Source organism: Reyranella sp. (assembly GCF_017305915.1).
GTDB lineage: Bacteria > Pseudomonadota > Alphaproteobacteria > Reyranellales > Reyranellaceae > Reyranella.
Genome location: NZ_JAFKJN010000022.1, coordinates 1 through 13,220 on the forward strand (window position 1 = coordinate 1; position 13,220 = coordinate 13,220).

Sequence of the window (13,220 nt, forward strand, 5' to 3'; positions counted from 1 at the left end):
CGAAGACAACGGCCGGGGCCCAAGCTCCCCAACGACGTGCAGTCTTGGTGCCAGACGGGCTCTCCTGCCGCGCCAGAGGATCGGGTGCGAGCCGATCCTCTGGCGACCGCAGTCTGCACCCATTCCAAGACACAAGGTGTCAGCGTCTTGCGCTGACCGAGGGGTCATGAGGCTGCGGCGGGGGCTTATGACCCCTCCGTCGCGGTGTGACCGCGCCACCTCCCCATATGAATGGGGAGGAACATGATTCCCTCCCACGCCCGGGTCGTCATCGTCGGTGGCGGCATCATGGGCTGCTCGACGGCCTATCACCTGGCCAAGAACGGCTGGAAGGACGTCGTGCTGCTGGAGCAGGGGCGGCTGAGCGGCGGCACGACCTGGCACGCGGCGGGCCTCGTGGGCCAGCTACGTGGCTTCCAGAACCTCACGCGGCTCATCCAGTACAGCACCCGGCTCTATGCCGGCCTCGAGGCCGAGACCGGCCTGGCGACCGGCTGGAAGCAGTGCGGCTCGATCTCCGTGGCGCGCACGCCCGAGCGCATGACCTATCTGCGCCGCTCGGCGGCGACCGCCAACAAGCAAGGCGTCGTCTGCGAGGAGCTGACGCCGAAGCAGGCCGGCGAGAAGTACCCGATCATGCGCACCGACGACCTGGTCGGTGCGGTCTGGCTGCCGGGCGACGGCAAGGCCAATCCGGCCGACATCACCCAGGCGCTGGCCAAGGGCGCGCGCAACAACGGCGTGCGCATCGTCGAGAAGACGCGCGTGACGGCGATCGACACCAAGGATGGCCCCAAGGGACCGAGAGTCACCGGTGTGCAGACGACCGACGGTCCAATCGCCGCCGAGATCGTCGTCAATTGCGCCGGCCAGTGGGCGCGCCAGGTCGGGCGCATGGTCGGTGTGACGGTGCCGCTCTATTCCTGCGAGCACATGTACATCGTCACCGAGAAGATGGAGGGCGTGCCGCGCGACCTGCCGGTGATGCGCGACCCCGACGGCTACATCTACTTCAAGGAGGAGGTCGGCGGCCTGCTGATGGGCGGCTTCGAGCCCGAGGCCAAGCCGTGGAACAAGGACGTCATTCCCGACGACTTCGAGTTCGGCATGCTGCCGGACGACTGGGACCAGTTCCAGATCCTGATGGACAACGCCCTGATCCGCGTCCCGGCGCTGGAGGAGGCGGGCATCAAGACCTTCATGAACGGGCCGGAGAGCTTCACGCCCGACCTCAACTACATCATGGGCGAGGCGCCGGGTCTGAAGGGCTTCTTCGTCGGCGCCGGATTCAACTCGATGGGCATCGCGAGCTCGGGCGGCGCCGGCATGGCGCTGGCCGAATGGATCATCGCCGGCGAGCCCACCCTCGATCTGTGGCCGGTCGACATCCGCCGCTTCGCCAACTTCCACGGCAACGACGCCTGGCTGCGCGACCGCGTCGCCGAGACGCTCGGCCTGCACTACAAGATGCCGTGGCCGCAGCGCGAGAACGAGAGCGGCCGGCCGTTCCGCCGCTCGCCGCTCTACGATCGCCTCAAGGTGCGCGGCGCCTGGTTCGGCAACAAGATGGGCTGGGACCGGCCCAACTGGTTCGCGGGCGCGGGCAAGACCCCGGACATGCAGTACGCCTGGGGCCGCGGTGCCTGGTTCGACGCGGTTGCCGCCGAGCACAAGGCGACGCGCGAGGCGGTGACGGTCGCCGACGAGACCTCGTTCGGCAAGTTCCTGGTCCAGGGCCGCGACGCTGAACAGGCGCTGCAGCGGCTTTGCACCAACGACATCGCCGTGCCGGTCGGCCGCTCGGTCTATACCGGCCTGCTGAACGAGCGCGGCACTTACGAGAGCGACCTGACGATCGCCCGGCTGGCGCGTGACAGGTTCATGGTGATCACCGGCTCGGCGCAGGTGATGCGCGATGCCGACTGGATCACCCGCAACGTCGCCGAGGATGCGCACGTCACCCTGACCGACGTCACCGGCGCCTGGACCGTGCTGTCGGTGATGGGCCCGAACAGCCGCGCCCTGCTGCAGAAGGTCAGCAAGGCCGACTTCTCGAACGCCGCGTTTCCGTTCGCCACCATCCGCGAGATCGGTGTCGGCTACGCGACCGTGCTGGCCTCGCGCCGCACCTACATGGGCGAGCTGGGCTGGGAGCTCTACGTGCCGGCCGAGTTCGCGGTCACGGTGTTCGAGACGCTGCATGGCGCGGGCGCCGAGATCGGCCTGCGCGACATGGGCTACTACGCCATCGAGGGCCTGCGCATCGAGAAGGCCTATCGCGCCTGGGGCCGCGAGCTCACGCCCGACGACAATCCCTGGCAGGCGGGGCTCGGCTGGGCGGTGAAGCTCGACAAGCCGGGCGGCTTCATCGGCCGGCAGGCGCTGGTCGATGCCAGGGCCAAGCCTCTGTCGCGGCGGCTGGTGTCGGTGGTGCTGCAGGACCGCGAACCGCTGTTGTGGGGCGGCGAGGCGCTGCTGCGCGACGGCAAGCCGGTCGGCGATCTCACCTCGGCCGCCTACGGTCATACGATCGGCGCAGCTGTCGGACTGGGCTACGTGACGCGCGACGACGGCGAGGCGATCGACGCGGCGTGGCTGGAAGCCGGCAAGTTCGAGGTCGATCTGGCCGGCGTACGGCTCGCCGCCAAGGTCAGCTTGAAGGCGCCCTTCGATCCCATGGGAACGCGCATCAAAGGCTGACCTTCGCGGCTTCCTCCATGAAGGCGCGGACCAGCGCCACGCGGCGCCGCTCCTGCAGGCAGACGGCGTACTCCGCAACGTCGAGATCGGTGTCGGCGACGGCGACCGCCCGGAAGCGCCGGTTGTCGCCGAGCTCGCTCTCGAACACCGCGCCGATGCCGAAGCCGGCCGCTACAGCTTCGCGAACGCCCTCGCGGGTCTGGACTTCGACGATGGCGCTGGGGCGGATGTCGGCGGCCGCCATCACCTGCTCGACCACCTCGCGGGTGATCGAGCCGCGCTCGCGCAGCACCAGCTCCTGGTCGCGCAAGGCGGCCAGCGGCACACGGCGGCGCCCCGCCAGCGCATGGCGTGCCGGCACGAACAGCACGACGCGGTCGGTGCGCAAGTGCTGCGCATGCAGCCGAGGGTCGGAGACGGACTTCGCCATCACCGCGACGTCGGCCTCGTGGCGCAGCAGGCGCTCGAGGACGATTGCGGAATTGTCGATCGAGAGCGCGAAGGTGAGCGAGGCGGCGCGCTTGCGCAGCGCCGCCATGATCGGCACGACGTGGTGCGCCGAGTCGGCGGCGATGCGCAGATGGCCGCGCGTCAGCGCCTGCTCGCCGGCCAGCAGCGCCTGCGCCTCTTCCTGGGCGGCGAACAGGCGGCTGGTGATGCTCTGCAGTTGCCGGCCCGTTTCGGTGGGCACGACGGAGCGGCCACGCCTGTCGAACAGACGCAAGCCGTAGGCCTTTTCCAGCGCCGTGACCTGGCCCGACAGGTTGGGCTGGCTGAGGCCGGAATCGCGGGCGGCGGCGGAGAAGGAGCCGGCCTCGGCGACGAGATGGAAGGCGCGGAGCTGGCTGGGCGTCATATCAATGAAACCGATACTTGGTATTCGGAATATATACTGGACGGATAGGGTAAGCGAGACGATCTTCACGCCATGCCGACCTTCACCTCTGCCGCCTCCGAAACCGGCGATCCGTTGCTGCTGACGCCCGGTCCGCTCACCACCTCGGCTACGGTCAAGCAGGCCATGGTGCACGACTGGGGCTCGCGCGATGCGGGCTTCATCGCCATCAACAAGATGGTGCTGGAGAAGATCGTCGAGCTGGCCGGCGCCCCCGATACGGACGGGCAGGGCACCCACGTCACGGTGCCGGTGCAGGGCTCCGGCACCTTCGCCGTCGAGGCGATGATCACCACCTTCGTGCCGAAGAGCGGCAAGCTTCTGGTGCTGATCAACGGCGCCTACGGGCAGCGGGCGAAGAAGATCGCGGAGATCGCCGGCCGCGCCGTATCGGTGCACGAGACGCCGGAGGACCGGCCGCCGGACCTCGCCAAGCTCGACGCGATGCTCGCCGCCGACACCGCGATCACCCATGTCTTCGCGGTCCATTGCGAGACCACGTCGGGCATCCTGAACCCGATCGTCGAGGTGGCGGCGCTGGTGGCCAGGCACGGCCGCCGCCTGCTGGTCGATTCGATGTCGGCCTTCGGCGCGCTGGAGATCGATGCGCGTGCGGTTCCGTACGACGCGCTCGCGGCCTCCTCGAACAAGTGCCTCGAGGGCGTGCCGGGCCTGGGCTTCGTGGTCTGCCGCAAGACGGCGCTGGCCGAGTGCAAGGGCAACGCCACCACCCTGGTGCTTGACCTGCACGACCAGGCCGAAGGCTTCGCCAAGACCGGCCAGTATCGCTTCACGCCGCCGATCCACGTCATCGTCGCGCTGGGCAAGGCGATCGAGGAGCATGCGGCTGAGGGCGGCGTCGCGGGCCGCGGCCTGCGGTATCGCGACAACGCCAAGGTGCTGATCGACGGGATGCGGGCGATGGGCTTCCGCACTTTGCTCGGCGAGAAGCTGCAGGCGCCGATCATCGTCACCTTCCACATGCCGAGCGACCCGCGCTTCGTGTTCCAGACCTTCTATGACGGCTTGAAGGAGCGGGGCTACGTGATCTATCCCGGCAAGCTCACGGTCGCGGATTCCTTCCGCATGGGCTGTATCGGCCGGCTGGACCCCGAAGATATGAAAGGTGCGCTGGCCGCCGTGCGCGAGGTTCTCGATGAGATGCGGGTCAGCAACGGCGGCCCGGCCCTTGTATCGGAGCAGGACGCAGCGGAGTAACCCGATGGACACAATCAGCACGATCGGCGACGTCACGGTCAACGGCCGGACCTATCGCCTGCCGCAACGCCCCACCGTCGTGGTTTGCATCGACGGCTCGGAGCCCGGCTACATCGAGGCCGCGGTCGCCGCCGGCCGCGCGCCGTGGTTCGGCAAGATCCTGAAGGACGGCACCAGCCTGATCGCCGACTGCGTGGTGCCGAGCTTCACCAATCCCAACAACCTGTCGATCGTCACCGGCCGGCCGCCCGAGGTGCACGGCATCAGCGGGAACTACTTCCTCGATCCCGAGTCGGGGAAAGAGGTGATGATGAACGACCCGAGGTTCCTGCGCGTCGAGACGCTGTTCCCGGCCTTCCAGCGCGCCGGCTGCCGCATCGCCGTGGTCACCGCCAAGGACAAGCTGCGCGGCCTGCTCGGCAAGGGCCTCACCCTGGCGCCCGGCAAGGCCTGCAGCTTCTCGTCGGAGAAGTCGGACCAGGCAGGCATCGCCGAGAACGGCATCGACCACGTCAACGAGCTGGTCGGCATGCCGGTGCCGGACGTCTACAGCGCCGGCCTGTCGGAGTTCGTGTTCGCCGCGGGCGTCAAGCTGATGGAGCGCGACCGGCCGGAGATCATGTATCTCTCGACCACCGACTACATCCAGCACAAGCACGCGCCCGGCACGCCGGTCGCCAACGACTTCTACGCCATGATGGACGGCTACATGGCGAAGCTCGACGCCATGGGCTGCACCATCGTCCTGACTGCCGATCACGGCATGAACGCCAAGTTCGGCTCGGACGGCCAGCCCGACGTGATCTACCTGCAGGACGTCTTCGACTGTTGGGTCGGCAAGGACAAGGCCCGGGTCATCCTGCCGATCACCGATCCCTACGTCGTGCATCACGGCGCGCTGGGCTCGTTCGCTGTGGTCTATTGCGACGACGCACCGAAGTGGAAGGCCAAGCTCGAGGCCATGCCGGGCATCGAGGCCGCGCTGACCAAGGAAGAGGCCGCGAAGCGCTTCGAGCTGCCGGCCGATCGGCTGGGCGACCTCGTCGTCGTCTCGACCAGGCACAAGGTGCTGGGCACCTCGGCGGCGCGGCACGACCTGTCCGGTCTGACCGAGCCGTTGCGCAGTCACGGCGGCATCTCCGAGCAGCATGTGCCGCTGATCTGCAATCGCAAGCTCGCGCAGCCGGCAAACCGCCCCTGGCGCAACTTCGATGCTTTCGACCTCGCTCTGAACCTGGTGGCCTGACATGGATACGATGGTCCGCAACGATGTGCGGCATGAGCAGCTGCGCATTGCCGGCAAGAAAGTCGATACGGCCAACCGCCTCGAGGTCCGCTTCCCGTGGGACAACCGGCTGGTCGGCACCGTGCCGCGTGCCACGCCGGGGCTGGTCGCCGAGGCCTTCGCCATCGCGCACGCCTACAGGCCCAAGCTGACGCGCTATCAGCGCCAGCAGATCCTGCTCAAGACCGCCGAGCTGCTGGTCGCGCGCAAGGAGGAGCTGTCGCGGCTGATCACGCTGGAGTCGGGCCTCTGCCTCAAGGACTCGGCGTACGAGGTCGGTCGCGCCTACGACGTCTTCACCTTCGCGGGCCAGCTCTGCCTGATGGATGACGGCCAGACCTTCTCCTGCGACCTCACCCCGCACGGCAAGCCGCGCAAGATCTTCACCTTGCGCCAGCCGCTGAACGCGATCTCGGCGATCACGCCGTTCAACCATCCGCTGAACATGGTGGCGCACAAGCTGGCGCCGGCCTTCGCGACCAACAACTGCGTGGTGCTGAAGCCGACCGAGCTGACTCCGCTGACCGCACTGTTCCTGGCCGATACGCTCTACGAGGCCGGCCTGCCGCCGGAGATGCTGTCGGTGATCACCGGCAATCCGTCGGACATCGGCGACGCCATGATCGTCGATCCGCGCGCCGACCTGATCACCTTCACCGGCTCGGTGCGGGTCGGCAAGTACATCGCCGAGAAGGCGGGCTACAAGCGCATCGTGCTCGAGCTCGGCGGCAACGACCCGCTGATCGTCATGGAAGATGCCGACCTCGACAAGGCGGCCGAACTGGCGGTCGCCGGCGCGACCAAGAACTCGGGCCAGCGCTGCACCGCGGTGAAGCGCATCCTCGTCGTGGAAAAGGTGGCCGATGCCTTCGCCGAGCGCGTGCTCGCGAAGGCAAAGAAGCTCAAGGCCGGCGATCCGCTCGATCCCGAGACCGACGTCGGCACGGTGATCCACGAGCGGGCTGCGACCCTGTTCCAGAACCGGGTCAGCGAGGCGGTGGCCAAGCATGGCGCCAGGCTACTGCACGGCAACGACCGGCGCGGCGCGCTGTTTCCGCCGACCGTCGTCGACCACGTCGACCCGGCCTGCGAGCTGGTGCGCGAGGAGACCTTCGGCCCGGCGATCCCGATCATCCGCGTCAAGGACATCGACGAGGCGATCCGCGTTTCGAACGGCACCGCCTACGGCCTGTCGTCGGGCGTCTGCACTGACCGGCTGGACTACATCACCCGCTTCGTCGACGAGCTGCAGGTCGGCACGGTCAACATCTGGGAAGTGCCGGGCTACCGCATCGAGATGTCGCCGTTCGGCGGGATCAAGGATTCCGGCCTCGGCTACAAGGAAGGCGTGCTCGAGGCCATGAAGAGCTTCACCAACGTCAAGACGTGGTCTTTGCCCTGGCCTGCATAAAATCTCCGTTGCGGTGACGCAGGCGGCGTGGAGAGATTCGCGAACGCCAATGCGACGGAGGAAATCATGACAGTCAGCCAGGCCGACAAGGCAAAGAAGCTGCGCGCCCTGCACGAGGCGCCCGGCGCCTTCGTCATTCCCAATCCCTGGGATGCCGGCTCGGCCCGCCTGCTGCAGGGGCTGGGCTTTCAGGCGCTCGCCACGTCGAGCGGTGCCAAGGCCGGCGTACTCGGCAAGCGCGACGGTCAGGTGACGCGTGAGGAGGCTCTGGCCAACGCGCGGCTGATCGCGGGCGCCGTCGATCTGCCGGTGATCGGCGATCTGGAAAAGGGATTCGGCGACACGCCGGACGCGGCGGCGCTGACGATCAAGGGGGCGGCGGAGGCCGGGCTGGTCGGCGGCTCGATCGAAGACGCCACCGGCAACAAGGACGCGCCGCTGTTCGACGTCGAGACGGCCGCGGTCCGGGTGAAGGCCGCGGTCCAGGCCGCCCACGCGTTGTCGTTCCCGTTCGTCGTGACGGCGCGCGCCGAGGGCTTCCTGCGCGGCAAGCCCGACCTCGACGATGTCATCAAGCGCCTGCAGGCCTACGAGGCGGCCGGTGCCGACGTGCTGATGGCACCGGGCCTGCCCGACCTCGCGGCGGTGAAGAAGGTCACCGGCGCGCTCAAGAAGCCGTTCAACTTCATGGTCGGCATCAAGGGCAAGTCGTTCAGCAAGGCCGAGCTCGAGGCGGCGGGCGTGAAGCGCATCAGCCTGGCGACCTCGCTCTATCGCGCCGCCATGACCGGCCTGCTCGATGCGGCGAAGGAGGTGCAGGACAAAGGCACCTTCGCCTATCTCGACCACTCGATCCCGACACCGGACCTGAATGCCTTCATGAAGGGATAACCGGGTGTTCCACGGCTGGCGGGTGGTGACGGCGTGCTGCGTCATCGCCACCGTCGCCTGGGCGCTGGGAACCTTCGGCGCGAGCGTCTACCTGCAGGCGGTGACGGCGGCGCACGGCTGGCCGATCGCCGACGTCGCCTTCGCCGTCACCCTGTTCTACCTGGTGAGCGCGCTCGTGCAGCGCTCGGTCGGTCGCGCCATCGACCGCTGGGGGCCACGGCCGGTGATGCTGCTCGGCGCGGTGTCGATGATGCTGGGCGTCGCCGGCATCGGCCAGGTCGCGGCGCGCTGGCAGCTCTATCCCTGCTTCATGCTGATCGGCCTCGGCTGGGCGACGCTGTCGACCACCGGCATCGCCGCCGCCGTGGCACCGTGGTTCGAGCGCCATCAGGGCCGCTCGATGGCGCTCGCCATCATGGGCGCCAGCATCGGCGCGATCGTCGGTGTGCCGACGCTGCAATTCGCCATCCGGCAGCTCGGGCTCGGGGAAGGGCTGGCGGTCGTCGCCGTGGCGGCCGCGGCGCTGCTGCTGCCGCTGATCGCCCGCGTGCTGCGGTTCCGGGGGCCGCAGGAGATCGGGTTGCAGCGCGACGGCGGTGCCACCCTCGCCGAGGCCGCGCCGCTGCCGATCAAGCCGATCGCGACGGCCGCGAATCGGCCGCTGCTGCTGTGGAGCGCCGCGCCAGCCTTCGCGCTCGGCCTGGCGATGCAGATCGGCTTCATCACCCATCACGTCACGCTGGCGGAGCCGCTGCTCGGGACGGTTGGCGCCGGCCTGCTGGTCAGCGCGACCGGCGGCTCGGGCTTCGCCGGCCGCCTGATCCTGGCGCGCATCGTCGACCGCACGAACGTGCGGCGGCTGGCCTGCCTGGTGATGATCGCGCAGGCCGCGGCGCTGCTGTCGCTGGCGCTCTGGCCGACCGTGCCGGTGCTGATCGTGGCCTCGCTGGTTTACGGCTACGGCATCGGCCACATCACCACGCTCGGGCCGATCGTCGTGCGGCGCGAGTTCGGCGCCGCCGCGTTCGGCGCGACCTACGGCACGGCGGCGAGCGTGATCCAGCTCACCTCGGCCTTCGGTCCGGCGGTCATCGGTGTGCTGCGCGACAGTTTCGGCGGCTACCGGCCGGGCCTCGCCATTGCCGCGGCCGTCACCCTGGCGGCGTGTGCCATCATGTTCGCCGGCGGCCGTCTGGCGGTGCGAACCTGAGCCGCAGCCGTGCCGGCGGATCGCAATCGGGGCCGTAACCCGCAATTTCGGGCCCTTCCCGCGGGGCGAAATGCGAGTTGCGCGGAGCGGTCGGTTCGGCCATCTACCGCTCATGATTGAGCATTTCGACGTGTTGGTGGTCGGCGCAGGCCTGTCGGGCATCGGCGCCGCCTGGCATCTGCAGGACCGCTGCCCGGGCAAGACCTACGCCATCCTCGAAGGCCGCGCGGCGAGCGGCGGCACCTGGGACCTGTTCCGCTATCCCGGCGTGCGCTCGGATTCGGACATGTACACGTTGGGCTATCGCTTCCGGCCGTGGAAGGAAGCCAAGGCGATCGCCGACGGTCCGGCGATCCTGAAGTACATCCGCGAGGTCGCCGGCGATCACGGCATCGACCGCAGGATCCGCTTCCAGCACCGCGTCGTGGCGGCGTCGTGGTCGAGGCCCGATGCGCGCTGGACGGTCGAGGTCGAGCGTGGCGAGGCGAAGGAGCGGGCGACCTTCACCTGCACCTTCCTGTGGATGTGCAGCGGCTACTATCGCACCGACGAGGGCTACCTGCCGCAGTTCCCCGGGCTGGAGCGCTTCAAGGGCCGCGTCGCCCATCCGCAGAAATGGACCGACGACATCGACTACCAGGGCAAGAAGGTGGTGGTGATCGGCAGCGGCGCGACCGCCGTGACGCTGGTGCCGGCGATGGCCGATTCGGGGGCGGCGCACGTCACCATGCTGCAGCGCTCGCCGACCTACATGGCGGTGCGGCCGTCGCAGGATCCGTTCGCGACCAAGGTGCGCCGGCGGCTGCCGCTCGGGCTCGCCTACGCCGTCACGCGCTGGAAGAACGTGCTGCTCGGCATGTACTTCTACCAGATGTGCAAGCGGAAGCCGGAGAAGGTGAAGAACCTGCTGCTCGGCTACGTGCGGAAGATGCTGGGACCGGATTACGACGTCGGCACCCACTTCACCCCGCGCTACAACCCGTGGGACCAGCGGCTGTGCCTGGTGCCCGACGCCGACTTCTTCCGCGCCATCCGCCGCGGCAAGGTCACGGTCGTCACCGATCACATCGAGACCTTCACCGAGACCGGGATCAAGCTGAAGTCGGGTGCCGAGCTCGACGCCGACCTGGTCGTCACCGCGACCGGGCTTGTGCTGATGCCGGTCGGCGGCGCCGAGCTTTCGGTCGACGGCCAGCCGGTCGATCTCTCCCGGCGCTTCATCTACAAGGGCATGATGTATTCCGACGTGCCGAACCTGGCGTCGGTGTTCGGCTACACCAATGCGTCGTGGACGCTGAAGGCCGACCTGGTCTGCGAGTATGTCTGCCGGCTCCTGAACCACATGGACCGCCACGGCTGGCGCGTGTGCACGCCGCACAACGGCGATCCGACCCTGCAGGAGGAGCCCTGGGTCAACTTCTCCTCGGGCTACATCCAGCGCGCGCTGGCGCACCAGCCCAAGCAGGGTTCCAAGCGGCCGTGGAAGCTCTACCAGAACTACGCGCTCGATCTGCTGAGCCTGCGCTTCGGCCGGTTGCGCGATGCCATGGTGTTTTCGCGCTAACCACCGGCATCACCGGGGCTCCAGAGGCGTCCAGGACTGGCACCGCGATCCGCAGCAGCCGGTCTATTTCCCGCCTCAGGCCGGCGTCTGTGAGTTATCCACAGATTCTCGGAAGGGGGAGCGGGAAAGTGGGAAGAATCTCGGAAAAGCCTTATGCCATTGACATCGGAGGCTTCCCACGGACGTGGGAAGTGCCCGGGAAGTGGGCCTCTAGGTGAAGTCTAGCGTCACCGATCCGAACGGCCCGAAATCGGCGACATAAACCTCGCCGGCTTTGGGCGCGAGCATGCCGGTCAGTGTGCCGGTGCTGACCATCTGTCCTGCTCGCATGCCGACGCCGGTGCGGGAGAGCTCGTTGGCGAGCCAGGTGAGCGGCACCATGGGATGGTCGAGGGCGGCGGCGGCCGTGCCCTTGCGGCGCAGCTTGCCGTTCGACGACAGAGTCACCTCCTGGCCGGCGATGTCGCGCCGCTGCCAGTCGGCGATCGCCGGACCGTAGACGATGGTGCCCGAGCCCGCGCCGTCGGCCAGGATCGCCGGCAGGGGCGGGAAGGCCGCGTCGTGGACGAACCGGCATTCCGCCATCTCGACGCCGGGATGGAGCGAGGCGACGGCATCGGTGACTTCCTCGATCGTGTAGGGCCGGTCGCGCGGCGGCAGGTTGGCGCCGAGCCTCGCCTGGTATTCGACCTCGGGGATCGGGCTCACGAGCTTCGCGTGGGTGAAGGTCGCGGGCGCCTCGCGCAGGAAGAACGTGCGGCCGTAGATCGGCGAGTCGGTGCGCAGCGCCTTCTGCATCTCCTCTTTCGCGGCGGCGATCTTCCAGCCGAGCACCGGCCAGTCCAGCTCCTCGGCCACCATGCCGGCGATGTGATAGGCGATGGCATTGTCCGGCGGCACGAGGCGCGGATCGAGGCCGCTCTGCTGCCGGCCATCGCGGCGCAAGTGCGCGAGCAGGCGCGCGAGTTCCCGCTGAGAAGCTGTGTCCATGCGCGCTGCCATAGCAGAACGCCGCTACAGCGCCGAGCCCGGTGTTCAGGTGGCAGGCCGATGCGGCAGCCCGGCCAGCGCCGGGATCGGATCGGCGCCGATCTGGCGCATTAGCGAGGCGAGGTCGTAGTGGAAGCGCTCGCCCGACATCAGCCCATCGCGGAAGCTCAGGATCACCACGAAGGGCTGCACGAAGGGGCGGCCGCTCGGCGGCAGCCCGAGGAACGGCCCGACATGCTTGCCGTGCCAGGTCGCCTCGGCGACGTAGAACGCGTCGGTGGCGACGTACGGGCGCTGGCCGGGGCCGCGGCGCACCTCGACATCGAAAGTGTTCCACCACTGCCGGTAATGGTCTGATGCGCCGGCATGGCCGCGCCAGCGCTGGCCGGTGGCGAAGTCCTCGAACTCACACTCGGGATGGAGGGTGGCCAGCGTGCCTTCGAGGTCGTGGGCGTTCTCGGCCTCGAGGTGGCGGCGGACGAGGGCGGCAAGGTCTGGGTTCATGAGGGACCGTCCGTGCTATGATCGAGTTCTGACAAGATATAAGAACCCTGATATGTCCCACAAGCCCGTTCCTGCGATCCCCAGGCCCGGCGAGGGCAAGCGTGGCCCCGACGGGTATCTCGGCTACCTGCTGCGCCAGGCGAGCGTCGCCCTGCGTACGGCGATGGACCGCGCCCTGGTCGACCAGGGGCTGACCTCGCCGCAGTTCGCGGTGCTGACCATGATCGTCGCCTACCCCGGGGCGTCTGGCGCGGACCTTGCACGCCTCGCCTTCCTGACGCCGCAGACGATCAACGTCATCGTGCGCAACCTCGAGCGCGACGGCGCGATCGAGAAGACCGCGCATGCCACGCACGGCCGCATCCTGCGGCTGAGCGCGACGGCCAAGGGCCACGCCCTGCTCAAGCGCTGCCGGGCGCGGGTCGCCGAGCTGGAGGCCGAGCTGGCCGGGCTGCTGGGCAGGGACGAGCAGCGGACCGTGCGACGGTGGCTGAGTTCCGTCGCGGAGAAGCTGGCGGAGGACCGCTGACGCCGCTAGGCTTTTGGAAGTCG

Annotated in this window: 11 protein-coding genes; 8 read left to right on the forward strand and 3 right to left on the reverse strand. The window is 68.6% G+C overall.

Features of this window, described 5'->3' with window-relative positions; genetic code table 11:
* Nucleotides 1-243: 243 nt before the first annotated feature.
* Entirely contained in the window at nucleotides 244-2,700 is a 2,457-nt protein-coding gene (locus tag J0J01_RS21545; RefSeq protein ID WP_296384417.1) for an FAD-dependent oxidoreductase, read from the forward strand.
* Here the strand turns inward: J0J01_RS21545 and J0J01_RS21550 are convergent.
* Nucleotides 2,690-3,556: a LysR substrate-binding domain-containing protein gene (locus tag J0J01_RS21550; protein WP_296384418.1), complete on the reverse strand. Its 867-nt coding sequence runs from the start codon at nucleotides 3,554-3,556 to the stop codon at nucleotides 2,690-2,692. The genes J0J01_RS21545 and J0J01_RS21550 overlap by 11 nt on opposite strands.
* A 72-nt stretch (nucleotides 3,557-3,628) precedes the next feature.
* Here J0J01_RS21550 and J0J01_RS21555 point away from each other — a divergent pair, with 72 nt between their 5' ends.
* From J0J01_RS21555 to J0J01_RS21580, 6 genes are all read left to right on the forward strand, one after another.
* Nucleotides 3,629-4,813: a 2-aminoethylphosphonate--pyruvate transaminase gene (locus J0J01_RS21555; protein WP_296384419.1), complete on the forward strand. Its 1,185-nt coding sequence runs from the start codon at nucleotides 3,629-3,631 to the stop codon at nucleotides 4,811-4,813.
* Nucleotides 4,814-4,817: 4 nt separating this feature from the next.
* On the forward strand, nucleotides 4,818-6,059 hold the full coding sequence (gene phnA / locus J0J01_RS21560; protein WP_296384421.1) for a phosphonoacetate hydrolase: 1,242 nt from the start codon (nucleotides 4,818-4,820) through the stop codon (nucleotides 6,057-6,059).
* Nucleotide 6,060: 1 nt separating this feature from the next.
* Nucleotides 6,061-7,509, forward strand: coding sequence for a phosphonoacetaldehyde dehydrogenase (phnY, locus tag J0J01_RS21565; protein ID WP_296384423.1), 1,449 nt, complete (start codon nucleotides 6,061-6,063; stop codon nucleotides 7,507-7,509).
* 66 nt (nucleotides 7,510-7,575) lie between these two features.
* Nucleotides 7,576-8,400 (forward strand): isocitrate lyase/phosphoenolpyruvate mutase family protein, encoded by an 825-nt coding sequence (locus J0J01_RS21570; RefSeq protein WP_296384425.1) that lies wholly within the window; start codon nucleotides 7,576-7,578, stop codon nucleotides 8,398-8,400.
* 4 nt (nucleotides 8,401-8,404) lie between these two features.
* Nucleotides 8,405-9,610 carry an MFS transporter gene (locus tag J0J01_RS21575; protein ID WP_296384427.1) on the forward strand — a complete coding sequence of 402 codons (1,206 nt, stop codon included), beginning with the start codon at nucleotides 8,405-8,407 and terminating at the stop codon, nucleotides 9,608-9,610.
* Nucleotides 9,611-9,722: 112 nt separating this feature from the next.
* Nucleotides 9,723-11,174 carry an NAD(P)/FAD-dependent oxidoreductase gene (locus J0J01_RS21580; protein WP_296384429.1) on the forward strand — a complete coding sequence of 484 codons (1,452 nt, stop codon included), beginning with the start codon at nucleotides 9,723-9,725 and terminating at the stop codon, nucleotides 11,172-11,174.
* Between the two features lie 210 nt (nucleotides 11,175-11,384).
* Here the strand turns inward: J0J01_RS21580 and J0J01_RS21585 are convergent, their stop codons facing one another.
* Together J0J01_RS21585 and J0J01_RS21590 are read right to left on the reverse strand one after the other, a co-directional pair.
* Entirely contained in the window at nucleotides 11,385-12,164 is a 780-nt protein-coding gene (locus J0J01_RS21585) for a fumarylacetoacetate hydrolase family protein (protein WP_296384431.1), read from the reverse strand.
* Nucleotides 12,165-12,209: 45 nt separating this feature from the next.
* Nucleotides 12,210-12,668 (reverse strand): ester cyclase, encoded by a 459-nt coding sequence (locus tag J0J01_RS21590; RefSeq protein WP_296384435.1) that lies wholly within the window; start codon nucleotides 12,666-12,668, stop codon nucleotides 12,210-12,212.
* Nucleotides 12,669-12,720: 52 nt separating this feature from the next.
* On the opposite strand from J0J01_RS21590, the gene J0J01_RS21595 reads away from it, so the two are divergent.
* Entirely contained in the window at nucleotides 12,721-13,197 is a 477-nt protein-coding gene (locus J0J01_RS21595) for a MarR family transcriptional regulator (protein ID WP_296384436.1), read from the forward strand.
* Nucleotides 13,198-13,220: the final 23 nt, after the last annotated feature.